This window comes from [Scytonema hofmanni] UTEX 2349, assembly GCF_000582685.1.
In the GTDB taxonomy this organism is placed as follows: domain Bacteria; phylum Cyanobacteriota; class Cyanobacteriia; order Cyanobacteriales; family Nostocaceae; genus Hassallia; species Hassallia hofmanni.
Window position 1 is genome coordinate 4482487 of record NZ_KK073768.1, and the last position, 23314, is coordinate 4505800.

The 23314-nt window shown below is 42.2% G+C and carries 21 protein-coding genes and 1 pseudogene; 14 read left to right on the top strand and 8 right to left on the bottom strand.

Annotated elements, in window-relative coordinates:
- The first annotated feature begins 168 nt into the window (after positions 1-168).
- Positions 169-1533: a hemolysin family protein gene (locus TOL9009_RS0125320; protein WP_029635696.1), complete on the top strand. Its 1365-nt coding sequence runs from the start codon at positions 169-171 to the stop codon at positions 1531-1533.
- A 90-nt stretch (positions 1534-1623) separates the two neighbouring features.
- On the opposite strand, the gene queC is transcribed toward TOL9009_RS0125320, so the two are convergent.
- Positions 1624-2301 carry a 7-cyano-7-deazaguanine synthase QueC gene (gene queC / locus TOL9009_RS0125325; protein WP_029635698.1) on the bottom strand — a complete coding sequence of 226 codons (678 nt, stop codon included), beginning with the start codon at positions 2299-2301 and terminating at the stop codon, positions 1624-1626.
- Positions 2302-2940: 639 nt separating this feature from the next.
- Between queC and TOL9009_RS0125330 the strand changes: the two genes are divergently transcribed.
- From TOL9009_RS0125330 to rdgB, 7 genes are all read left to right on the top strand, one after another.
- On the top strand, positions 2941-4023 hold the full coding sequence (locus TOL9009_RS0125330) for a Gfo/Idh/MocA family protein (protein WP_029635700.1): 1083 nt from the start codon (positions 2941-2943) through the stop codon (positions 4021-4023).
- Positions 4024-4219: 196 nt separating this feature from the next.
- Positions 4220-4834, top strand: coding sequence for a DedA family protein (locus tag TOL9009_RS0125335; RefSeq protein ID WP_029635702.1), 615 nt, complete (start codon positions 4220-4222; stop codon positions 4832-4834).
- A gap of 208 nt (positions 4835-5042) precedes the next feature.
- Positions 5043-6197 carry a ParM/StbA family protein gene (locus tag TOL9009_RS0125340; protein ID WP_029635704.1) on the top strand — a complete coding sequence of 385 codons (1155 nt, stop codon included), beginning with the start codon at positions 5043-5045 and terminating at the stop codon, positions 6195-6197.
- Between the two features lie 11 nt (positions 6198-6208).
- Positions 6209-6718 (top strand): hypothetical protein, encoded by a 510-nt coding sequence (locus tag TOL9009_RS0125345; protein WP_029635707.1) that lies wholly within the window; start codon positions 6209-6211, stop codon positions 6716-6718.
- Between the two features lie 397 nt (positions 6719-7115).
- Positions 7116-8555: a phosphoglucomutase/phosphomannomutase family protein gene (locus TOL9009_RS0125350; protein ID WP_029635709.1), complete on the top strand. Its 1440-nt coding sequence runs from the start codon at positions 7116-7118 to the stop codon at positions 8553-8555.
- A gap of 99 nt (positions 8556-8654) precedes the next feature.
- Positions 8655-9224: a hypothetical protein gene (locus TOL9009_RS40450; protein WP_063628704.1), complete on the top strand. Its 570-nt coding sequence runs from the start codon at positions 8655-8657 to the stop codon at positions 9222-9224.
- An 11-nt stretch (positions 9225-9235) separates the two neighbouring features.
- Positions 9236-9850, top strand: coding sequence for an RdgB/HAM1 family non-canonical purine NTP pyrophosphatase (gene rdgB, locus TOL9009_RS0125360; RefSeq protein WP_029635711.1), 615 nt, complete (start codon positions 9236-9238; stop codon positions 9848-9850).
- A 46-nt stretch (positions 9851-9896) separates the two neighbouring features.
- On the opposite strand, the gene TOL9009_RS0125365 is transcribed toward rdgB, so the two are convergent.
- Entirely contained in the window at positions 9897-10235 is a 339-nt protein-coding gene (locus TOL9009_RS0125365) for a P-II family nitrogen regulator (protein ID WP_015111218.1), read from the bottom strand.
- Positions 10236-10377: 142 nt separating this feature from the next.
- Positions 10378-10965: a hypothetical protein gene (locus TOL9009_RS0125370; protein ID WP_029635717.1), complete on the bottom strand. Its 588-nt coding sequence runs from the start codon at positions 10963-10965 to the stop codon at positions 10378-10380.
- 352 nt (positions 10966-11317) lie between these two features.
- Between TOL9009_RS0125370 and TOL9009_RS47740 the strand changes: the two genes are divergently transcribed.
- A complete protein-coding gene (locus tag TOL9009_RS47740; RefSeq protein ID WP_186227646.1) occupies positions 11318-11464 on the top strand; it encodes a hypothetical protein in 147 nt (48 codons plus the stop codon).
- A 232-nt stretch (positions 11465-11696) separates the two neighbouring features.
- Here TOL9009_RS47740 and TOL9009_RS0125380 read toward each other — a convergent pair whose 3' ends face one another.
- Both TOL9009_RS0125380 and TOL9009_RS40455 read right to left on the bottom strand, forming a co-directional pair.
- Positions 11697-14003 carry a cation:proton antiporter gene (locus tag TOL9009_RS0125380; protein ID WP_029635719.1) on the bottom strand — a complete coding sequence of 769 codons (2307 nt, stop codon included), beginning with the start codon at positions 14001-14003 and terminating at the stop codon, positions 11697-11699.
- Positions 14004-14191: 188 nt separating this feature from the next.
- Positions 14192-14848 (bottom strand): annotated as a pseudogene (locus TOL9009_RS40455) (RNA-guided endonuclease InsQ/TnpB family protein); the annotation flags it as partial.
- A 61-nt stretch (positions 14849-14909) separates the two neighbouring features.
- On the opposite strand from TOL9009_RS40455, the gene TOL9009_RS0125390 reads away from it, so the two are divergent.
- Positions 14910-15143 carry a hypothetical protein gene (locus TOL9009_RS0125390; protein ID WP_029635721.1) on the top strand — a complete coding sequence of 78 codons (234 nt, stop codon included), beginning with the start codon at positions 14910-14912 and terminating at the stop codon, positions 15141-15143.
- Positions 15144-15365: 222 nt separating this feature from the next.
- Here the strand turns inward: TOL9009_RS0125390 and TOL9009_RS40460 are convergent, their stop codons facing one another.
- Positions 15366-16859: an aminotransferase-like domain-containing protein gene (locus tag TOL9009_RS40460; RefSeq protein WP_051503131.1), complete on the bottom strand. Its 1494-nt coding sequence runs from the start codon at positions 16857-16859 to the stop codon at positions 15366-15368.
- Positions 16860-17051: 192 nt separating this feature from the next.
- Between TOL9009_RS40460 and TOL9009_RS0125400 the strand changes: the two genes are divergently transcribed.
- On the top strand, positions 17052-17264 hold the full coding sequence (locus tag TOL9009_RS0125400; protein ID WP_029635723.1) for a hypothetical protein: 213 nt from the start codon (positions 17052-17054) through the stop codon (positions 17262-17264).
- Between the two features lie 107 nt (positions 17265-17371).
- Here TOL9009_RS0125400 and TOL9009_RS0125405 read toward each other — a convergent pair whose 3' ends face one another.
- Positions 17372-17983, bottom strand: a complete 612-nt coding sequence (locus TOL9009_RS0125405; RefSeq protein WP_029635725.1) for a TetR/AcrR family transcriptional regulator — start codon at positions 17981-17983, stop codon at positions 17372-17374.
- 681 nt (positions 17984-18664) lie between these two features.
- Here TOL9009_RS0125405 and TOL9009_RS0125410 point away from each other — a divergent pair.
- From TOL9009_RS0125410 to TOL9009_RS0125420, 3 genes are all read left to right on the top strand, one after another.
- Positions 18665-19960 (top strand): ABC exporter membrane fusion protein, encoded by a 1296-nt coding sequence (locus tag TOL9009_RS0125410; protein WP_029635727.1) that lies wholly within the window; start codon positions 18665-18667, stop codon positions 19958-19960.
- A complete protein-coding gene (devC, locus tag TOL9009_RS0125415) occupies positions 19957-21132 on the top strand; it encodes an ABC transporter permease DevC (RefSeq protein WP_029635729.1) in 1176 nt (391 codons plus the stop codon). Before TOL9009_RS0125410 ends, devC begins: the two co-directional genes overlap by 4 nt.
- A gap of 133 nt (positions 21133-21265) precedes the next feature.
- Positions 21266-21964: a DevA family ABC transporter ATP-binding protein gene (locus TOL9009_RS0125420; RefSeq protein ID WP_029635731.1), complete on the top strand. Its 699-nt coding sequence runs from the start codon at positions 21266-21268 to the stop codon at positions 21962-21964.
- A gap of 85 nt (positions 21965-22049) precedes the next feature.
- On the opposite strand, the gene TOL9009_RS0125425 is transcribed toward TOL9009_RS0125420, so the two are convergent.
- Entirely contained in the window at positions 22050-22898 is an 849-nt protein-coding gene (locus TOL9009_RS0125425) for a phosphodiester glycosidase family protein (RefSeq protein ID WP_029635733.1), read from the bottom strand.
- Positions 22899-23314 lie beyond the last annotated feature (416 nt).

The window sequence follows — 23314 nt, forward strand, 5'->3', positions numbered from 1 at the left end:
ACTATTTGCCTCCCCTGCCTCCCCTGCCTCCCCTGCCTCCCCTGCCTCCCCTGCTTCCTTGTCCCATTGTCCCCTTGTCTCCCCAATCCCCAGTCTAGTCGTAAATAATCCTTAATCTTAATACTATCTTTATTTTATAGGAGCGTCAGTTGTACACGGGCTTTGGCGGTGATTGGTTTTCCTAGTTTAACTTTGACAGATGTGGGGCTACGATTGTTATCAGTGGCGCTACTGATAGCCATCAATGCTTTTTTTGTAACAGCGGAGTTTTCGATAGTGACAGTGAGGCGATCGCGCATTCATCAGTTAGTCGAAACTGGTGACATTCAAGCGATCGCTGTGGAAATGTTACAACGTAGTATAGATAGATTGCTATCTACTACTCAGTTAGGCATTACTTTGTCTAGCTTGGCGTTGGGTTGGATTGGCGAAAGTACAATTGTTGGTTTAGTAGGTTCATGGCTGGAATCATTGCCTTTACCTATGGAAATGAGTGTTTTTATCGCTCATTCCCTATCGATCCCCATAGCTTTTTTCTTAATCGCTTATCTACAAATTATTTTAGGGGAACTATGTCCCAAATCCATAGCCATGCTGTACTCAGAACAGCTAGCACGGTTTTTGGGACCTTCAGTAAAAGCGATCGTCCGATTTTTCAGCCCCTTTATCTGGATTCTCAACCAATCAACTCGCGCCATCATGCGATTGTTTGGGATTCAGTATACAGGACAAAGCTGGCTACCACCTGTTACCTCAAAAGAACTGCAAATGATTATCTCTACAGAACGAGAATCTACTGGTTTGCAGCTTTCGGAGCGAGAATTGCTGAATAATGTGTTTGAATTTGGTGATGTGACAGCACAATTGGTGATGGTTCCCCGCACCAGCATTATAGCTTTGCCCAAAGATGCCACCTTTAGCAGATTGCTTACTGCAATGGTAGCGACTGGTCACTCTCGCTATCCTGTCATCGGCGAATCTTTAGATGATATTCGCGGCATTATTTATTTTAAAGATTTGGCAGAACCTTTAGCTCTTAACAAGCTGACATTACAGACAAATATCCAGCCTTGGATGCGTCCTGCGCGGTTTGTCCCAGAACATACGCCATTAAGTGAATTATTGCCCAGAATGCAGCAAGAGAAACCAGCAATGGCGATCGTTGTGAATGAATTTGGCGGTACTGTGGGACTAGTAACCATTCAAGATGTCATTGCCAAAATTATTGGTGATGCCAGCGAAGCCGAAAGTAGCGACGACTTGTTAATCAAAATGTTAAATGAACAGACATATTTGGTGCAAGCACAAATCAACTTAGAAGACTTTAACGAAGTTTTGCAGATCAATTTGCCTTTAACTAAAAAATATCAGACATTGGGTGGCTTTGTACTCTACCAATTGCAGAAAATTCCTTCTATAGGGGAAACCTTCAATTATGACAATCTAGAGTTTACCGTCATGTCCGTCACAGGACCTCGCGTACACCAAATCCAAGTGCGACGCATTGAAGAGGAGGGGGGGAGGGGGGGATGAGGGAGCAGGGGGGAGCAGGGGGGAGCAGGGGGGGATGAGGGGGCAGGGGGAGTTAGAATTACCAATGCCCAATGCCCAATGCCCAATGCCCTACTCAACATACACCACTGGATCGACGATGCCCAATTCGGCAAAAGCCGCTAGACGCAACTGGCAAGAATCGCATACTCCGCAAGCTTTATCACTACCAGCGTAGCAAGACCAAGTTAATTCCCACGGGACACCCAATTTATTGCCAAGTTGGATAATTTCGGTTTTTTTTAGGTTAATTAGGGGCGATTGAATCGTAATTGCTTTTCCTTCACGTCCTTGTTTTGTTCCTAAACGAAAGACTTCTTGCATCGCTTGGATGTAGTCGGGGCGACAATCAGGATATCCAGAATAATCTAAAGCGTTAACGCCAATGTAAACGCGATCGCCGCCAATAATTTCCGCGTATGCGAGGGCAAAGCTTAAAAATATTGTATTGCGTGCTGGAACATAAGTGACAGGAATATCTTCTGACATTTGAGCGAGCGATCGCTCTTGGGGTAAATCAATGGTGTCGTCTGTAAGTGCTGAACCGCCCCACTGCCGCAAGTCAAATTTTATCACTTGATGTCCTACTACTCCAGCTTGTTCAGCGACTAAGAGTGCTGACTGTAACTCTCGTCGATGTCGCTGCTGGTAATCAAAGGATATGGCGTGACACTCACAACCGTCAACTTTGGCTTGATACAAAATTGTGGAAGAATCTAATCCTCCAGACAACAAAATTACAGCTTTCATCTCGGTTTTAATTTTTGATTTGATTTTTCAAGATGTCACAAACAGAGGTTGCGGAGTGTCATTAGCCTGCCCTATACCGAACAAGAGAGTGGCAAGCCGTCTTAAACAAGGGAATTGCATCAATGGTCGCCAAAACGTGGCACGATGACTTAAACAAGCCGCTCTGGGTTTCTACCGGATTTTGGAGATTATTCAATGAAAATAATTTAAGTGTATAAGCGATCGCAATTTCAAATGAAACTCTTTTTGTTGAAAATACTCTAAGTACTGTAATTTGGGGATTTTGTAATTTTACTGATAATAAAGCGAGGAATTTAACTTGTCTTCAATCGATATTGATTCCGGTAACTAATTGCCTAAACGCAGAGCGAGAAACTAACCCCTATTTATTACTTAATTTTTCAAGTTAATAAAAAGACATATTATATTTTGTGTAAAGTGCAAAAAAACTAATCCCTCAAAACTAAATATACAAAACAAACTTAGATTGCGGGAACTCACAACAAACTTTGAAATTCTTCATAAATAGAACCTCTATGTTACCATCTGGATGGTTTTAGACGGTTCGTGACTAGCAATTAAGTATAAACGCCAACGCTCGAAGCGTCTTTAGATTTGGTGGTTGAGGAGAAAATAGTAGTGCAAAATAGCATGTCAGTGGCAGAACCGAATCCATATATACAACGAAACCAGCCACGACCGATCCGCATAGGCGTGATTGGAGTGGGTAACATGGGACAACACCATACGCGTGTACTCAGTTCAATGAAAGACGTTGAACTGGTCGGGGTGTCAGATATTAATGTTGAGCGAGGGTTAGAAACTGCCAGCAAATATAAGGTGCGTTTCTTTGAAGATTACTGTGACTTACTGCCTCATGTAGATGCAGTTTGTGTCGCGGTTCCCACCCGCTTGCATTATGCCGTGGGCATCAACTGTCTTTTGGCAGGAATTCATGTTTTGATGGAAAAGCCAATCGCTGCGAGCATTTCTGAGGCAGAATCCTTAGTAAATGCCGCTGCTGAATCTCAATGTATCCTGCAAGTCGGTCACATTGAGCGGTTTAGTCCAGCTTTCCAAGAATTGAGCAAAGTGCTAAAAACAGAGGAAGTGCTGGCTCTAGAAGCTCACCGGATGAATCCTTACTCAGATCGGGCAAACGATGTGTCAGTTGTGCTGGATCTAATGATCCACGATATTGACCTACTTTTAGAATTAGCCGCATCCCCAGTAGTGAAGTTGACGGCTAGTGGTAGTCGCGCCCAAGACTCTGGCTATTTAGATTATGTCACAGCTACCTTGGGGTTTGCTAATGGCATTGTGGCTACCGTCACAGCCAGCAAAATCACTCACCGTAAAATTCGCCGCATTTCTGCTCATTGCAAAAACTCGTTTACGGAAGCAGATTTTCTGAAAAATGAAATTTTGATTCATCGGCACAGTAGTGCCAATTCAATGATGGATCATCGACAAGTCTTTTACAAGCAGGATGGTTTAATAGAACAAGTCTATACCAGTAATATTGATAAGTTAGGTGCAGAATTAGAGCATTTTGTCAACTGTGTACATGGCGGCAATCAACCTTCAGTTGGTGGCGAACAAGCGCTAAAAGCTCTCAGATTGGCAAGTTTAATTGAACAAATGGCTTTGGAAGATAAAGTTTGGAACCCATTAGAGTGGCAATCTGAGCAGTTAGTGCAATCATTGTCCCCTACAGTTTAAAAGATAGAAGGTAGAAGGTAGAAGTAATTTTACCTTTTACTTTTTTCCCCTTTGTGTTATCAAGGCGGAAAGTGCAAATTTTATTACTGCAAAATCAAAATATTTAAACTCCGATAAAAGTAAATTAATAATGATTAACAAATATTAAGTTTAATTTAGCAATTAAACTGCTGTAGTAATTTGAGGAATCAACTTCATGGGAGATTGGATCAAAAATACGATTGAATCCCTGGGCTACTTGGGAATCGCTGCGCTGATGTTTGTGGAAAATCTCTTTCCCCCGATACCTTCAGAACTAATCATGCCACTGGCGGGATATAGTGCGAATCTACCAGGAGCAAAACTCAATGTTATTGGCGTATTTTTTGCAGGGCTATGTGGTTCTGTATTGGGTGCATTAGTTTGGTACTACCCAGGCAAATTTTTGGGCGAAGAGCGTTTGAAAGCCTTGGCTGACAAATATGGCAAGTGGATAACAGTATCGAGCAAAGATATCACTAAGGCAAAGCGCTGGTTTGATCGGCAAGGTAGGAACGCAGTGTTGATTGGTCGCCTTGTGCCGGGAATCCGCACATTAATTTCTGTGCCTGCAGGAATTAGCAATATGCCGTTGTTGCCTTTCCTATTTTACACAACTTTGGGTAGCGCTGCTTGGGTAGGTTTGCTAACATACTCTGGATACGTGTTGGGTAGTCAGTACGAACTTGTGGACAAGTACCTTGCGCCTGTATCTAAAATCATGCTTGGGTGTATTGCTCTAGCATTTATTTTTTGGGTAGTCAATCGCAAGCGAAAAAACAGGAGAAAATGACAACAAGAGCGCTAATTGTGTAATAGCAAGCGTGAAGAGTGCCAAAAATTCGCCTACACTATCCTAGATAATGCTAACTTCCTTAACGCTTTAAGTAATTCTTGGCGTGTTTCTGGCTACACCAAACGCAACCAAAAGTTTCTGCTTGACGCATTTTTGTAAGATGAGCATGATAACTTTTAAAGCTAAGTAAAGACTAGGAGCTTTCATGACAGACCAACCTTCCGCCGCTACTCCAATGAATGCCGCTGCTATCCCCATGAATAGAGTGTCGGCATCTACCCCGCTAAATGCTGCTAATAATGTTCCCAAGCCTGGTATGGGTATGGTTACAGGGAAAGCGATTCTCAGTGTTGATTTAGGTAGAACTTCCACCAAGACTTGTGTAAGTCGCGAACCGAGCAATGTGATGTTCGTCCCCGCCAACGTCAAGCAAATGACTATGGAACAGGTGGCTGGAGGGGTTTTTGAGGCACGCGCTACTGACCCCTTAATGGATCTGTGGCTGGAGTATCAAGGTAATGGCTATGCTGTTGGTCAACTAGCAGCAGATTTTGGGGCAAATCTCGGAGTAGGTCAATCTAAGGTTGAAGATGCACTGGTAAAAGTTTTGGCTTGTGCCGGCTACTTCAAGCTGAAAGATGAAATCTCAGTTATTCTCGGTCTGCCTTTTCTTTCTTTAGAGCAATTTGAAAAGGAAAAAGCACAACTGATTAGCCAAGTGACTGGTCCCCATGTGATGAAGTTCCGGGGAGAATCTGTGAACCTGAATGTCAGCAAGGTTTGGGTAATGCCAGAAGGCTATGGCAGTCTTTTATGGTGTGAAGCTCAACCGAAAAAAGGACCCGGAGTTCCAGATTTTACGAAAGTTTCGGTGGCGATCGTCGATATCGGACATCAAACTATCGATTGTTTAATGGTGGATAACTTCCGCTTCGCTCGCGGTGCTTCTAAGAGCGAAGACTTTGCCATGAGCAAGTTTTATGAAATAGTCGCCAAAGAGATTGAAGGAGCTGATAGTCAGTCTCTAGCGTTAATTTCAGCTGTGAACAAACCCAAAGGCGATCGCTTTTATCGTCCTAGAGGTTCTAGCAAACCTACGAATCTCGATGATTTTCTCCCCAACCTCACAGAGCAGTTTTCTCGTCAGATATGCGATCGCGTGCTAGCATGGCTGCCAGAACGGGTTACTGATGTCATTCTCACTGGCGGTGGTGGTGAGTTCTTCTGGGAAGATATACAACGGCTGCTCAAAGAAGCGAAGATTAATGCTCACCTAGCTGCTCCCTCTCGCCAAGCTAACGCGTTAGGGCAGTATATTTATGGAGAGGCACAGTTATCTTCCACTCGCGCTCCTAAGTAGGCTTAAAACTGATGCTCCAATGGCCAAAAAAAGTAGTAAAATCGGTCACATTCAATCCAGGGGTCGCTGACGAGAGCTTGTTGGCACTTGTAGAAAGCCATTTGGAAAAAGACCCGGAAAAGACTTTCAGCGACCTCTGTAAAGAAGCCTTATGGCAATCTTTGTGTGTACCGGAACCTGTACGATCATCACCAAGTACGCCAGAAAAAGCGACAGCACCAGCATTTGAAGAACAACAAATCGCTGAACTGCAACGTCAAGTGGCTGACATTGAGGAACGTTTTTTTGCTAAGGAATCTAATCGTTTGGAGGTCATGGAACGCCAGCTTTTGCAACTTAGTCAACAAGTCGCACAGATGGCAATCATGCTGCATGAACGACCAATCAGTCAGCCTCAAAATTTAGCAACGTCAGCACCACAAGAGGTAGTAAATCATACTACTTATACTGGTGCTGCAACTTATCCTCAAGATGTTGACCCTGTAATCAGCCGCCTAAGTCAGTATCTTGATGATTTTTAAACAGTCATCAGGGTGTTGAGCAGAAAAAGCTCTCAATAAACATCCTTAATAGTAATTACTATTAAGGATTGTTAATTTTTTTTAGATAAAGTTTATAGTTTGGCGTGGTTACGGGTAGTCAGATTCTCCACTTTCTTTGAGAAGTCGGGAATCTTGCCAAGAGTTAGTTACGGAAAAAAATATGTTTTTAGTAAGCACCAAAGGTGCTTAAATTGAGCGCTTCAGCGCTCACTACAACCTCATATTTATTATATTAAGAACTTCTAGGAACACATTCGCTAGCTTTTGTGTCCTAATTGACTAGGGGTAACAGTAATTTCATTTATACTTAATTGTTTTTTTACACAAAAGCGTGTATAAATGCTAGAATCCACAGTTGGAAACTTAGGATATCTCAATGCCAGTTCTAGCTAGCTCAATCAAGTTTGGTACGGACGGCTGGAGAGGTGTTATTGGTGATGAATTCACCTTTGAACGCCTCGCATTGGTCGCGCCAATTGCAGCAAAAGTGTTATTTGATACTTATAATTCAACGGTGAATAGCCGGACAATTATTGTCGGTTACGATCGCCGATTTATGGCGGAAGATTTCGCCCGTGCTGTTGCTGATAGTGTGACGAAGATCGGATTTGATGTATTATTGAGCGAAACCTTTGCCCCAACTCCGGCTTTTAGCTGGGCAGCAAAACAACTCAATGCCTTGGGTGCCCTGGTAATTACCGCAAGTCATAATCCAGGAAAATATTTGGGATTAAAAGTCAAGGGAGCTTTTGGGGGATCAGTGCCTCCAGAAGTAACCCATGAAATAGAAACGCTTTTGTCTGATGGAGTGCCATCCCCAACAACTCCAGGCAAAATCGAAATGTTCAACCCTTGGGGCAGTTATTGTCAAGAACTAGAAGGCAAAGTTGATATTGCCAAGATTCGAGAGGCGATAAATTCAGGTAAACTGACAGTATTTGCCGATGTGATGCATGGTGCTGCATCTGGTGGATTAGCGATGCTGCTAGGAGATCAAGTAAAAGAAATAAATAGCGATCGCGATCCGCTTTTTGGTGGTGGTGCCCCAGAACCGTTACCAAAATATCTTTCGCGTCTATTTGAAGTGATAAAGGCGCACCGCGAAAGCAATCAAGGTTTGGCAGTAGGATTAGTATTTGATGGAGATTGCGATCGCATCGCCAGTGTAGATGGCGAAGGTAACTTCCTCAGTTCACAAGTATTAATCCCCATATTAATCGACCACCTAACCTTAAGGCGCGATTTTAAAGGTGAAATTGTCAAAACTGTTAGTGGTTCTGACTTAATTCCCCGCGTTGCCGCACTGCACAAATTATCAGTATTTGAAACAGCAGTTGGTTACAAATACATCGCCGATCGCATGTTAGTATCGCAAGTATTACTAGGTGGTGAAGAATCAGGGGGAATTGGTTATGGGAACCACATTCCTGAACGCGATGCACTGCTCTCAGCATTGTACGTACTAGAAGCAATTGTTGAATCAAAGCTGGATTTAGGCGATTATTACCGTTATTTGCAAGAGCAAGCTGGTTTTGATTCGGCATATGATCGCATTGATTTACCTCTAGCGAGTATGGACGTGCGATCGCGTCTTTTGCAACAATTGGAAAAAGAACCTTTAACAGAAATCGCCGGACTTGCAGTAATTGATTGTCAAACAATCGACGGCTACAAGTTCCGTCTAGCTGATAATAGTTGGTTGATGATTCGTTTCAGCGGAACTGAACCAGTTTTACGCTTATACTGCGAAGCACCGACACTCGAACAAGTGCATCAAACTTTGGCTTGGGCGAAAGATTGGGCGAATTCTGTTTAACAAATTGTAGTAGCATAGGCATATTTGTCTATGCTACTACGAATTTTAGTTTGCTAAGAGGGAATCCTAAAGCAAACATCCATCGAGTGAGTGATTATTATGGAGTTAAACAACTTCAGCCTCAGTATTTCACCAGGAACTGAATTATCTGGAGGTTATCTACAGCTAGAACATAACACCCAGTACAACGTAGTTTTGGCTAATAAGCGTGCTATGCGTTGTGATGCCAAGCTCGAAATTGATGGCAAGCATGTGGGAACGTGGCGACTTGAAGAGTATGATTCAATTGTGCTAGAACGTCCAGCTCATGATACGGGACGATTCACATTTTATAAGTTGGGAAGTGCTGAGGCTACCAAAGTTGGTATTAGCCAACAGGATGCAAATATCGGCTTAGTCAAAGTTACCTTTACTCCAGAACATCAAGTTGAAACACGCTCTTCATCTGCTGTAACAAGAGGTTTGATGTCAGAAGGCACAACACGTTCCTTTAGTGCTGGTGGTACGGGATTATCTGGTGAGAGTAAGCAGCAATTCAGCAATGCGGCTGCAATTGATTACGACTATTCACAAGCTACTGTAATTCACCTGCGGTTAGTAGCGAGAACTGACGAACCGCGTCCTTTGACACCGTTATCGAATCCAGTACCGCCACCAATTCACTTGTAAAAAAAACGACGATGACAAGACTTGTGGTTGCAACCGGAAATCCAGGTAAGTTGCGGGAAATGCAAGCTTACTTGGCTGATTTAGGTTGGGAATTGACCCTAAAGCCTGAAGAATTGGAAGTTGAGGAGACAGGGGACACCTTTGCTGCAAACGCTTGTTTAAAAGCCTCTCAGGTGGCTTTGGCAACAGGAAATTGGGCGATCGCCGATGATTCTGGTTTGCAAATTGATGCCCTTGGTGGCGCACCAGGAGTGTATTCTGCACGTTATGGCAAAACTGACTCTGAACGCATTGCCAGGGTGTTGAGAGAATTGAAGGACGAACCGAATCGGCAAGCGCAATTTGTGTGTGCAGTAGCGATCGCTTGTCCGGATGGAGCGTTCGCCCCTGGCGTTGGCGGAGCCATCGCACTACAATCTGAAGGTGTTTGTCGTGGCGAAATTCTCGAATCCCCCCGTGGTAATGGTGGTTTCGGCTACGATCCAATTTTTTATGTTCCAGAAAAAAAATTAACTTTTGCCGAAATGACACCAGACTTGAAACGGTCAATTAGTCATCGAGGCAAGGCAATTGAGGCTTTAATTCCCCAACTGGCAATTTTAGATTCAATCCAAAATCGGTCTTGAAAAGCTTGAGCGGAGGTTTCCTCCGTTCAAACTTCTCGCAAAATTCCTACACTGCTTCTGTGTTCTTTTCCCCAGTACGAATCCGCACAACTTGCTCAACCGGCGAGATAAAAATCTTACCATCACCGATTTCACCAGTGCGGGCAGCGGAGATAATTTTGTCTACCACCATATCAACTTGGTTGTCTTCAACGACAATTTCCACTTTTAGCTTTTGCAGAAACTCAACCGTGTATTCAGAACCGCGATAGCGTTCGGTTTGACCTTTTTGTCGTCCGAAACCCCGGACTTCCGAAACAGTCATACCAACGATACCAGCGTTGACTAAGGCAATTTTCACTTCATCGAGCTTAAAAGGGCGAATAATCGCTTCTACTTTTTTCATTATTTCCACTCCTTACTTCTAGTAGCTTCGTTTATCTATCTAACCAGATCATCTGTCTGATGTTTTAAGTAGCATCTCAACCCCAAATAAATATTTATGGGCATTGGGTATGGGAAAGATGATTTTGACGAATTAAGCTATTTTACCGACTTTGATGCTCAAAAAACGGACGTACAATCACATACCCAACGCCAAAAGCTGTAAGTATGATTAATAAAATGGCAATGATTAACGACCAAGCACTGACTTCTTTTGGCTCTGGTTCACTATGGGGATAATAGCGTACTTCTTCCTCTTCTATGAAAACTGGTTCGGGTATTGGGGGAGAAAAGTTTGAAGTGCCAAAGCTGTCACGCACATTTTCTGGAACTACAGGTGAATAAAGACGAGAAACCCGCTGTTGTTGTGGTACTTGATTTACGGGATGGCTGGTTTGACTTTTCAAATCGGCAGAAGCGTGAGGAATTTGACTATGACTAGCCGTAGTAGAAGTGTCAACCAAATTTTGCAGGTGTAAAAAAGACTGAACGGCTTTAGAAATTTCTTGCCGGAGTAGTTGATTTTCCTGCACTAATTGTTTATTTTGGGCAGTGAGTGCATCTAACATTGCCTCTGCTGCTTGCAATTCTCCTGCCAAATCCCGGTATACAGATAGTGGTACAGAGGGAGAATAGACTTGAGAGTTTGCCGTAGATGTATGGCTGTGAATAGAACCTGTGCTTGCTTGCATCGGTAGTTTAGTATCAAAAATGAAAGTAATTAGATTATTCAGAACTGCTATTAGAAAGAGTCAGCCTGGGAACTATGCCCAAGAATAATGGAAAAATGCCCACAGAGTAAAGAATTTTTATTTACTTTTTTCTTTAAGAATATACGGTAAACCCATAATCCCAAAGAAAACTTTTCCAAGCCTAAGCGGATTCTTTACTTAGTATATATAGTTTCGCTTTGTGTTTTTCAGTGCTGAGGGAACACCGATTGCTAGTGGGACTTCTTGAAGTTGGCTGTAGACAAGATGCAACGGGGCAATTATCAAGAAGCAATTCAAGATTTAACTGAGGCAATTCACCTTGAAAGTAATTTTGCCCCAGCTTATAGCGATCGCTGATTTAGAAAAAGCAGCTCAACGTTTTGGCAAGAGAGAGAAATTAGCTTACCAAAAAACTCTCGATATCCTTAAAGTTGTGCAACAACAAATACCATCGGGAGCCGAGATTGCTCTGCTTTAAGATTTGATTTTAAACGCAAATTGTACCGAGTCACAATGCCATTGTATCGAGTCACAATCGCATTGCATCGCGTGACAATCGCATTGCAGGGTATTGCTAAACTTAATTTGCGCTCGGATTAAGGAAATGCTGTACTTAGTCAAATTCACAATAAATGCAAAGTCGGGAATCTCACAGGCGATCGCATTTTAAAATGTAGGGAATGCGATCGCATTGCAGACGACAGATAAAACTATTTGAGTGTTTCGGTTTCACCGGCTTTGACAACTGGGATGGACAGCGGTACTGGTTTAAAAGGTGCCAGCAACTCTTGTAGTTGATTTAAATTCGCCAAGCTACCACACAAAAGCACTTGATCGTGAGTTCGCAAGTCCATGTTACCATCAGGAAAGCGGATAAATTTGCCATCTCGGCGTATCGCTTGCACTTGTACGCCATATTCGCGGCGAATATCGAGATTAACCAAAGTTTTAGCGAGAAATGGAGAATCGGCGTTGACACTCATCCACTGACAAGCGCTATTTTCTCCAGGGATAGCTGCTTTACCTTTAGCAAATTCATCCAAAGCTGCAAATTCTTCATCTGCACCAACTACCAACAAGCGATCGCCTTCTGCCAATATTGTATCAGTTGGCGGATAATCTATTTCTTCACCGTTGACGCGGCGAATTGTCATTAAACTCACTCCTGTTAAATAGCGCATATCCGCTTCTTCTAAAGTCATACCGACCAAGGGCGAAGCTGATGGTAAATTATACCAGCGGCGATTTAAATCTTGAGTTGCTTGCTGTAAATCCCGCTTGACTTCAGATGCTGATTGTTCTGGTCGCAAATCCAAATAATGACGTTCGCGAATTTCCTGCATTTCTTGCTGTACGACACTTAGGGACATTAAGCCTGTTAATAAATAAGTTGCCATTTCCAAACTTGCTTCAAACTCTGGTTGGACAACTTCTCTCGCTCCCAGTTGGTAAAGCACCTCAATATCTTTATCTTTGGTAGCGCGAACAACTAAATCTAATTCTGGGGATAATTCCAAAGCGCGTTTTAAACAAAGACGAGTACTCATCGGGTCAGGAAGTGCGATCGCCATAGATGAAGCATTGTTAACTCCAGCCGTTTCTAAAACATGGAGACTCACGCAATTACCATATACATAAGGCACACCCGCCTCCCGCAATTGCTGAATTCTACTTTCGGATTGGTCTATCACCACCATCGGCAAATCGTGTTGCTGCAACAACTTCACCAAATTTCTGCCCACGCGTCCATAACCGCAGATGATCACATGCTCTTTTATTGGTAACTCTTCTGATACATCCAGCGGTTGACCTTCTCCATCTAAATACGGTTTCAGCCAAGGCATTGATTCGGCAAAGTTGAATAAAACCGGCACAAATCGCAGCACAAAAGGCGTAATTATTAATGTTACCGCTGTGGTTCCCAAAGTCAGTAAATATATCTGCCGCGATACCAGCCCCAGCGCTTGTCCTTCACTAGCCAGCACAAAGGAAAATTCCCCTATTTGCGCTAGTCCCAACCCAACAATTAACGCCGTTTTCAGCGGGTAGCGGAACAGCATAACTATGGGTGTAATAATCAAAAACTTACCGACAAATACCAGCGCTACCAGCCCCAAAATCAATTCTAGGTTGTTCCACAAAAATACCGGGTCAATTAACATCCCAATTGAAGCAAAGAACAAACTAGCAAAGATATCCCGCAGCGGTTCTACATAACTCAGAGTTTGATCTGCGTATTCCACCTCTGAAATCATCAAGCCGGCGACAAAAGCACCCATTTCAATGGAAAGCCCCATATGCTCGGTCAGCAGAGCAATACCCAAACACAGCGCTACTACCCCTAATAAAAATAGCTCTCGGCTTTCGGTACGGGCAAGTAGTCGCAACAAAGGTGGTATTAGCCAAATTCCTGCGGCGATCGCACCAGCAGCAAATAAGCTAATCTGCGCTAGCGCTGTTAATACTGCTATACCAATGGTTTCTGGTGGTTGATCGAGAGCGGGTAAAACTGCTATCATTAGTCCCAGCGCCAAGTCTTGGACTACCAAAATACCCAGCATCACTTGTCCGTGCGGTGTTTCCGTTTCGTTGCGCTCCATCAAGCACTTGAGGACAACTGCGGTAGAAGATAAAGAGAGAATTGCTCCCAAAAAGACGCCTTTAGCGGGTAAGACTCCCCAAGCTCCTGTGACTCCACATACTAAAACCGTGACTACAATTGTCAGGGTAATTTGTGCGGCACCTCCTCCAAGAGCGATCGCTCGCACTTTTTTCAGTTCCGCTAAGGAGAACTCTACCCCCAAAGCAAATAACAAAAACGCGACACCGAATTGTGCCAAAGTTTCTACTTGAATAACTTCTTTTATTAATCCCAATCCGGTTGGTCCCACGATCATGCCGCCGATGAGATACCCTAGTAACACGGGTTGTCCCAACAAAGCTGCCAAAAGTCCGCCACAAGCAGCGACGCCGAAAACTGACACTAAGTCAACTATTAATCTAAAATCTTCTTGCACTTTTTAAAATAACTATTAAGACCGATTAATTCAGCATACAAAGTTTATATATCTAAAGCCAGGTCAAGACAAGAGTGAATGTTGATTAATCCAAAATTCACGCATTGTATGACTACTACAATCAGACAAGTGACACACTCCGCACACTGAAATTGGTACTCCAATTTCAGTGTGGGCGTATCTCTTCCAATCCGGCTATTGCTTAGGAGGCGTTGAGCTTTAAGAACCGCGTGACCGTCGGCTCTATTCTTTATATTCACGGCTGCATTATGATCGCGGTCAAGACTGCAACCACACAGGCAAGAATGCCATCTTTCATGCAGTTTTTTAGGAACTTTACCCCCACAACTAGAACAATCTTGTGATGTACCTGATGGATTCACTGCAATTACCAATAACCCAGCGTTTTCGGCTTTGGTTGTTAGAATTGACAAGAAGTTTGACCATCCAGCGTCATGCACAGACTTGGCTAGCATCGACCGAGAAAGACCTTTGACGTTTAAATCTTCGTGAACTACAACATCATATTTTTTTAGTAGATTATTGGCAGTTTGAAAGTGAAAGTCTTTACGCTTATCAGCTACTTTTTTATGTTGTTTAGCAACTTGTTTAATAGCTTTTTTGCGGCGACTACTTCCCGAATTGCGTCGTGAGATACGTTTTTGAATGACCCGCAATCGCTTCTGAGATTTACGGTAATGCTGAGGGATTGAGACAGTATCACCCTCGGAAGTTGTCAAAAAGTCTTTTAAACCGAGGTCGATGCCCGTGATTGAATCTGGATTAAAATCGGGTTTAATCGTTGGGACTGTCGTATCTTCAAGGCTTAAACTTAAATAATATCCATGGAAAGAAGGAATTAATAGAATATGTATCGGTGAAGCAAATTCATCTCTTATTACAGATATGTATAACCCAAACTCATCTAATATTGTCCAATGGTGGGTTTTGCGCTGTGATAAAGGTATAGTCCATGTCCGTAATCAACTCCTATTTTTAGCAGATTTAAAGCAGCCATTTATCGAAGAAGATATTTACAAGTATATTGAAGAGCGACCATCTGTAAATAAGAAGAGTCAAAAAATATCAGAATGGGAAGTAAATATATCTGATTTACATGATTTTTATTTAGAAATTTAAACTACTTATATCAAAGCATCTATTAAGCGATCGCTTATTAGCACATTATCTCTTAATACCAATTCTATGTGAGGCTGCACATTAACGCCCTGCGCCGAGCGCACGCTGCGCGAACAGGCGCTTTAGCCTGGGGCTATACATACAAAGCAGGCACACGCAGGCTAATTATATGCATCTTCATATCGAATTGGTATAAGTAATCAATAAATAAACCATAAAGCCTTAAAAATTACACAGCAACGCCATTCCCTTATCGTTAGCTGTATGCAAATGAGAACTGCTGTAATTTTTCAGCAATTTACCTAAAATCGATATACCTAAATCAATTTCTGATTCTGATGGGTTAGAGAAGCTCAACCGCATAGCTGGATAACCCTGCTTATTAGGGAAAAACGCTGAACCAGATGCAAACAAAACATTCTCTGCCATAGCTTGATAGCGAATTGCTTCAATAGGAACATTGTCTGGCAACTGCACCCAAAGAAACAATCCGCCTTGAGGAACTGTCCACGTTGCTGATTCGGGAAAGTAACGCTCCATTGCTTGCAGCATCACATTGCGACTGATGAGATTTTCTGTTTGCAGTCTTTTGCGGTGACGGCGATAATGTCCGGAAGCAAGATACTCGCTTACTATTGCTTGGGAAACACTGGATGTTTGAATATCCTGAAGTAACTTTCGCTCTATAAGCCCTCTTATATGCTTGCCTGTAACCACCATATACCCTACCCGTAACCCAGGTATCAAAGTTTTAGAAAAAGTCCCGACATAAGTCACTAAATCTTCTCGATCTAAAGCTTTGATTGGTGCTGGTACAGGTTCAAAATTCAATCCTTCGTAGGCATTATCTTCTAATATATGACATTTATATTTTGCCGCTAATGTCAATAATTCTTGCCGATGAGATTGGGTTGTGGTTATGCCTGTAGGATTGTGTAAAGTGCTGATAGTGTAAATTAATTTTGGGCGATGGCTATGAAGGTATTGCTGCAATAATTCTAAATTTATGCCCTCAGCATTCATGGGAATACCAATAATTCTGGCTCCTAAGTTTTCTAAGATAGCGATCGCACCATGATAAGTTGGAGCTTCGACAATTACCCAATCACCTGGTTTTACATAATAATGCATTGCCAATGATAAGGCTTGCTCGGAACCATTGGTAACAATTAAATCTTCACTTGTTACCTCTAGTCCTTGTTGTACCAACATCTGAGCGATTTGTTTGCGTAGAGTTAATACTCCTTGCGGCACTTCGTATGCAAACAAAGTATCAACATTCGTCAGCGCTCGTCTACCAATCAGCGCCATATCTTTTGGCGGACGTGGCAAACCCCCGCTAAAATTAATCATTCCTTTCTGGGTTTGTGCTTGCACCGCACTCATATGCACTTCAAAAAAAGAAGTTCCTGATTGTTCTGGAATAATCACATTTTGTGCTGGTGCAAAAGTTGATTTCATATTCGTAGACGAAGTATTTAGGCTATTGACAAAATAGCCTGCTCCTTGACGAGCGCAAACAACCCCATCCCCTTCTAAAACGCTATAAGCCTCAATAATCGTTAATTTATTGACTCGCAAATTCTCCGCTAAAGAGCGAATCGAAGGTAAGCGATCGCCACTTTGCAATGCTCCAGATTTAATCAGACGACTGATGCGATCTCTGATTTGTAAATAAATAGGTTTAGGTGACTGCCGATCTAAAAAAATCTTCACTTTTTCAGCGCTCATCTATCACTACAAGGTAATATAAGCGATTTTTTCTATATACGCCCGGTACAGTTCACTATTTTTTAACTATAACAGTTGTCATCACCATAACTGTACTAGTCAAGTTTGCCAAATTTGTATCTTTTCAAGTTGTAAATTCTAAGTGAATCTAAAAGTAAGAGTTAACTAATCACCAACATGAAAACATTTAATGTTCCCTTACTCAAAAAACTTTGGCAAGATTTTTGCAGATTTCTAGTAACTAGTTCTGAACTACAAGTTTGGCAAACATCAAATAGTCATGGTCATACTTCTTGGCGAGCTTACGATCCAGCTACAGGAACCTCTGCTTGTTTTGGTTCCGAAGAAGATATGCGAGCCTGGATTGAACAGCTTTATTACAGAAAATAGTTCTAAAAAAAACGCAGCATCCCAGATACCCGACTTCTTAAATAAGTCGGGTTTTTCATTTTTCACGAACTTGGTTTGGGACATGCCCTAGAATATTTAATTAATACCTAATTAGCACATTTGACGACGACGTGTATTAAAGCATCAATCAAGCGATCGCTTTCCATCGGCATAATTTCCTTACCATGCATAATTTCGTGAGCAATCACTAAATGCAGTAGCGATCCCATCAAAATCCATACCATCGCTTCTGGATCGGGAATATTCAGTTCTCGACGAGAAGCCAGATAAGAGGCTATAATCTCGCTCCCAGGTTTAGCTATACTACGAAGAAAAACTTGAGATAATTCCGGAAACCGTGCCGATTCACCAATTAACATTCGCTGAAATGCTTGAAATTCTTTGTCTTTAATCATTTGATTCAAGGCTTTTGTTAACAACCTCCGCAAAACAATACTTGGCTCTCCTTCAAGAGTTTCCGTACCAAAAATTGAATCAAACCGCTTTTTTGCAAGTTGCTCTACTAAGCCTTTAAATAGTCCTTGTTTATCTTGAAAGTGACTGTAAACTGTCGCTTTAGAAACACCTGCTGCTGCTGCTACCTTATCCATACTCGCACCAGCGTAGCCATGCGCTAAAAACTCTTGCATTGCCCCTTGCAAAATTTTTTCGACTTTATCGCTGGAATTCTCCCGCTCAACTTCTTTTATACGTGCCATTTTTTAATTATCTTGATTCGTGAAAATACGGTGTGAAAGCTAGAAAAATAACATAATTTGTTGCGGGATGATATCGCCGGTTGCCGGGGGTAATGCAATACAGAACCTCACCCCGTCCGTTCCGGACACCCCTCTCCGCGAATTCGGCTACGGTGTATACACAAGTTATCGAATCACTACCAGTCCTTGAATTACCCCACCCTAACCCTGCCCTTATAAAGGGGAGGGAACAAGATTTTCCAGTTTCCCCCCTTTATAAGGGCAGGGCTGTTTCATTCGACAAGGTATGTATTTTGTCAATACCATTGGCGATAAATATTCGGGCAAAAGTCATGAATTATTGACCATATTGATGCCTAAGATTGAATGCCAAGCTTGTTTTTTATCTCCTGAACCCTTGCATTTGCAAGTCTTTTAGGGAATGAAACAGCCCTGCCTTTATAAGGGGGGATTAAGGGGGGTACTTCGACTTGTGTGTACACCTTAGCCTTAATAAGGAGAGGGGAGGGGGTGAGGTTTTACATACCTCACTTAACCGAGAACCGCTACATCGCGAGAGAACTTGTCTGTAAACAATTTTATCGTCAGGGTGTCGCTGACTTGACGAAACTACTCCGTTTAGTTTAGCATATAACAAACTAAACCGTTTAGTTTTATAATCATTAATCAGAAGGCAATACTATGACGCAAAACTTGAAAATAGATGGCTTGAATTCCCAGAGTATTTGGCGATCGCCTCTGATGTTAGCAATTACAGCATCTTTGGTAACAGGTGCAACAAGTGTTTATACAGTAACGCAGCTTCAGAATCAAAAGCCAGAGGTTCCTGCCACAATTCAGCCAGTAGTAAAAACAGTCACAGCAATGGGACGACTAGAGCCAAAAGGAGAGGTAGCCAAACTTTCAGCAGCTACCGCGAATGAAGGAAATCGAGTAGATAAACTGTTAGTCAAAGAAGGCGATCGCGTCAAAGCTGGGCAGATAATTGCCATTATGGACAGTCGCGATCGCCTACAAGCGAGTTTGGTTGAAGCACAAAAACAAGTTCAAGTTGCTTCATCACGTCTAGACCAAGTAAAAGCAGGAGCCAAACAGGGAGAAATTGGAGCGCGTCAAGCTACAGTCAACCGTTTGCAAGTAGAACTTGAGGGAAATAGGAAAACTCTGCAAGCGACAATTAATCGTCTACAAGCGGAACTGCAAGGTCAACAACAAAGCTTACAAGCGACAGTTGCCCGTGTCGCAGCCGAAAAACGTAACGCTCAAGCAGACGTTCAACGTTACGAAACTTTATATAAACAAGGAGCGATTTCCAGTCAAGAAGTTGATAAAAGACGCCTGAGTGCAGAAACTACAAATCAGCAGCTAATCGAAAGCCAAGCTACCCAAAGAAGAACCATTGCTACATTGCAACAGCAGCTTCTCGAAGCCAAAGCCAACCGAGATAAAACCATCGCAACATTGGAACAGCAGCTTCTCGAAGCCAAAGCCACTTTAAACCAAACAGTAGAAGTGCGTCCCACAGACGTAGCAAATTCCCAAGCAGAGATAGAAAGCGCTCAAGCTACCGTAGGGAAAATTAAAGCACAACTCCAACAAGCATACATCCGCGCACCCAAAGCAGGGCAAATCTTGAAGATAAATACACGCGCCGGTGAAACCGTTGGTAACGACGGAATTGTCGATTTAGGTCAAACCGACCAAATGTATGCAGTTGCAGAAGTCTACCAAAGTGATATTAACAAAGTGCGATCGGGGCAACGAGTGCGAATAACTGGTGATTCTCTTTCTGGTGAATTGCAGGGAACAGTAGATTGGGTTGGAATGCAGGTACAGCGACAGAACGTTATCAACACCGATCCCAGTGAAAATATAGATGCCAAAATCGTTGAAGTTCATGTGCAACTGAATGAATTATCTAGTAAAAAAGCTGCCAATTTCACTAATTTACAAGTCAAGGTGGTAATTGAATTATGATTGGATTTATCCAGCAATTGCAGCGGCGAACACCTCTCGGATGGCTACAACTAAGTCATGAAAAAAGTCGTCTTTTAGTAGCATTATCAGGAATTGCCTTTGCTGATGTTCTCATGTTTATGCAGTTGGGATTTCAAAATGCACTTTATGACAGTAACACCCGCCTAAATCGCGTTTTAGAAACAGATATAGTTTTACTTAGTCCTCAAGCCCGTAACATCCAAAGTTTATCTACATTTTCTCGGCGGCGATTGTACCAAGCTGCGGACATTCAAGGAGTGAAGTCTGCCGAAGCTTTATATATCAACACAGTTACATGGAAAAATCCCCAAACTCGCCGCAAGTCAACGATACAAGTCATGGGTTTTAATCCGGAAAAATCAGCTTTAAAATTACCTGAAGTTAACCAACAATTAGAAACAATTAAACTACCAGATACCTTTTTATTTGACCGTAGTTCCAAAGGAGATTACAAAGAAGCTTTTGCTCAAATTCAACAAGGAAAAACTGTTACGACCGAAATAGAAAAGCACACCATTTCTATTAATGGCTTGTTTAAATTAGGTTCTTCCTTTGGCGCTGATGGTACTTTAATTTCCAGCGATCAAAACTTTTTGCGGCTATTTCCTCGGCGACAAGCAGGTAGTATCAGTCTTGGGTTAATTTATGTAGAACCAGGCTATGACTCAAAGCAAGTAGCAACAGCATTGCAATCCTATTTAACAAATGATGTCAAAGTATTAACTCGCGAAGAATTTATCAAATTTGAAGAAGATTACTGGAAAAGAGAAAGTCCCATCGGCTTTATCTTCGGTTTAGGTGTATCAATGGGTTTCATAGTTGGTGTGATAATCGTTTATCAAGTACTCTCCACCGATGTGAATGCTCACATGAAAGAATACGCGACTTTTAAAGCAATGGGTTATAGCAATTTATATTTATTGGGTGTCGTATTTGAAGAAGCGATCATCCTGGCGTTTTTGGGCTTTATTCCAGGAGCAATAATACCTTTGGGGCTTTATAATCTGACTCGAAATGCTACAAATTTGCCGATTTATATGACCTTAGCAAGAGCCTTTATGGTGTTATTGCTGACTATTACTATGTGTATCATTTCCGGGGCGATCGCTACTCGGAAAGTTCAATCTGCTGACCCGGCTGATATGTTTTAAGAGGGCATTGGGCATGGGGCATTGGGCATTGAAAGAATTTCTCATATAAACATGTACTTATAGAACGTTTTTAATAACCTTTTACCCATTGCCCAATGCCCATTGCCCATTGCCCAACAATATTACAATCAACATGGAACCTGTAATTTCGATTAAAAATCTCGCTCACTATTTCGGTCATGGTCAACTTCGCAAGCAAGTTCTTTTTGATATCAACTTAGATATTAATGCTGGTGAAATTATCATTATGACGGGTCCTTCTGGTTCTGGTAAAACTACACTTCTGACTTTGGCAGGAGGTTTGCGTTCTGCTCAATTTGGTAGTTTGCAGGTATTAGGACGGGAACTTTGCAAAGCTAGTGCAAAACAACTTACTTTAGCACGACGCAGTAATGGTTATATTTTCCAAGCACACAACTTGCACGGTAGCTTAACAGCACTCCAAAACGTGAGAATGGGTTTGGAACTGCAACCAAATATTTCGCTGCAAGAGATGAAAACTCGGTCAGCGGAAATGTTAGAGTTGGTAGGATTGGGAAATCGTCTTAATTACTATCCTGATGATTTGTCAGGTGGACAAAAACAAAGAGTAGCGATCGCTCGTGCTTTAGTCAATCATCCGAAAATTGTCTTAGCAGACGAACCTACAGCTGCCCTTGATAGCAAATCCGGTCGAGATGTAGTCAACTTGATGCAAACATTAGCCAAAGAACAAGGCTGTACCATTCTCTTAGTGACTCATGACAACCGCATTTTAGATATTGCCGACAACATAGTTTACATGGAAGATGGAAAGCTAGCTGATGCTCCTGCTCCGGTTGCCGCAGGTTAAAGTTTATTTACATGGCTAATAATTAAAACTAGATAAAAGAACAAAAATCTTTCTTCCCTAGTCCCTAGTCCCCAGTCCCTAGTCCCTAGTTTCCAGCATAAACTGCGATCGCGTGCGGTACTTTACGCTTTGTTGAAATCAAAGAATTTCCATTTACGATCAAAAATGTGCTTCCACCACCGTCAAGCATCGCAGTTACACTTGCACCAAACCCCGTGAGAACATTAGATGCATCAATCTGACGCGCATAACTACTCGAATAAAAAATTACAGTTTCTTTTGTACCATTGCCGTCATTATCTCGCACTCCAACAAAGGTTCTCGGTAAATAACTCAAAGGAGACTTATTTGCCACCACATCAAGGGCACCTACTACTTCCGGTGTTGAATTGAAAGTCTCTTTCGCATAACTTTGAATATTAGCAATTCCTTGGTCGGGGTTGAAAGAAAACGTGCGAATTTGTCCGGGGTATTCTTTAGCGATCGCATAACCGTAACTAATCGCATTACCACCTAACTTCAAACCGAACGCAATACCCGTTGGATCTTCATTTGTGGAAAAGAAGGAAGCATTGACAACAACTATTACCTTTCGCGTTGATGTATTTCCTTTAACAGCATCTTGCCAAAATTCAGAGGGCAATTTTCTCTTCACCATCGCATTCGGTGTACCCTCGGTTGTACCTGTTAAATTGCGTATAGTCCCCTTTTCTAAGTTGACAACGGTAACATAATCTGAATTTCCGTTTGAATAGTCTTTTTTGTAAACTTGTAAGCCAGTTTCCGAAAGTATCAGCTTGAAGCCTTTGGAAATTTCTAAAGCCTGCGCTGTGTAAATTTGGAGTGTGATTACAATCACAGTAGTTACCAAACTTAAAGACAGCAACTTTCTACTTTTGGGTAAGAAATTCCCACCCCCGAAAAGTTTATTCATGATTCATCCCAAACGAAGCGATTTAGTTAAATCAAAACCCGCACAAGTAATCTTATGCGGGTTATACCAATTTAATATGAAGACGCATAGAAAGAACCCCACCCTAACCCTCCCCGCTTGCGGGGAGGGAACCGGATTTTCCCCTAAGAGCTTGCGGGGAGGGGCTTCGCGGGGTGGGGTTCTTTCTATGCAGCTTCACAAATAATTGGTATTAATACTAAATGAAATGTTTAATCATTTCAACAAATAACACTCTCATGATATTGACAAGTTTCTCCGTCTTGTGGAATGAAACAGCCCTGCTCTTTTAGGGTGAGGGCTTTTTCCCATTGCCCAACCTTAATTTTACCAACCTACTCAATGCAAAAATATCTGGCTGAGTTAGGAAACACAACTGATAATAGGCTAGTCTGTTG

Bases quoted from the DNA above. Each gene is read 5' to 3' on its own strand.
- TOL9009_RS0125390 (WP_029635721.1), top strand. From the start codon at position 14,910: ATGTATAACCCAAACTCATCTAATATTGTCCAATGGTGGGTTTTGCGC.
- TOL9009_RS0125405 (WP_029635725.1), bottom strand. From the start codon at position 17,983: ATGGCACGTATAAAAGAAGTTGAGCGGGAGAATTCCAGCGATAAAGTC.
- TOL9009_RS0125365 (WP_015111218.1), bottom strand. From the start codon at position 10,235: ATGAAAAAAGTAGAAGCGATTATTCGCCCTTTTAAGCTCGATGAAGTG.
- TOL9009_RS40450 (WP_063628704.1), top strand. From the start codon at position 8,655: ATGGAGTTAAACAACTTCAGCCTCAGTATTTCACCAGGAACTGAATTA.
- TOL9009_RS0125370 (WP_029635717.1), bottom strand. From the start codon at position 10,965: ATGCAAGCAAGCACAGGTTCTATTCACAGCCATACATCTACGGCAAAC.
- TOL9009_RS0125400 (WP_029635723.1), top strand. From the start codon at position 17,052: ATGAAAACATTTAATGTTCCCTTACTCAAAAAACTTTGGCAAGATTTT.
- TOL9009_RS0125410 (WP_029635727.1), top strand. From the start codon at position 18,665: ATGACGCAAAACTTGAAAATAGATGGCTTGAATTCCCAGAGTATTTGG.
- rdgB (WP_029635711.1), top strand. From the start codon at position 9,236: ATGACAAGACTTGTGGTTGCAACCGGAAATCCAGGTAAGTTGCGGGAA.
- TOL9009_RS0125350 (WP_029635709.1), top strand. From the start codon at position 7,116: ATGCCAGTTCTAGCTAGCTCAATCAAGTTTGGTACGGACGGCTGGAGA.
- TOL9009_RS0125335 (WP_029635702.1), top strand. From the start codon at position 4,220: ATGGGAGATTGGATCAAAAATACGATTGAATCCCTGGGCTACTTGGGA.
- TOL9009_RS0125345 (WP_029635707.1), top strand. From the start codon at position 6,209: ATGCTCCAATGGCCAAAAAAAGTAGTAAAATCGGTCACATTCAATCCA.
- devC (WP_029635729.1), top strand. From the start codon at position 19,957: ATGATTGGATTTATCCAGCAATTGCAGCGGCGAACACCTCTCGGATGG.
- TOL9009_RS0125425 (WP_029635733.1), bottom strand. From the start codon at position 22,898: ATGAATAAACTTTTCGGGGGTGGGAATTTCTTACCCAAAAGTAGAAAG.
- queC (WP_029635698.1), bottom strand. From the start codon at position 2,301: ATGAAAGCTGTAATTTTGTTGTCTGGAGGATTAGATTCTTCCACAATT.
- TOL9009_RS0125420 (WP_029635731.1), top strand. From the start codon at position 21,266: ATGGAACCTGTAATTTCGATTAAAAATCTCGCTCACTATTTCGGTCAT.
- TOL9009_RS0125340 (WP_029635704.1), top strand. From the start codon at position 5,043: ATGACAGACCAACCTTCCGCCGCTACTCCAATGAATGCCGCTGCTATC.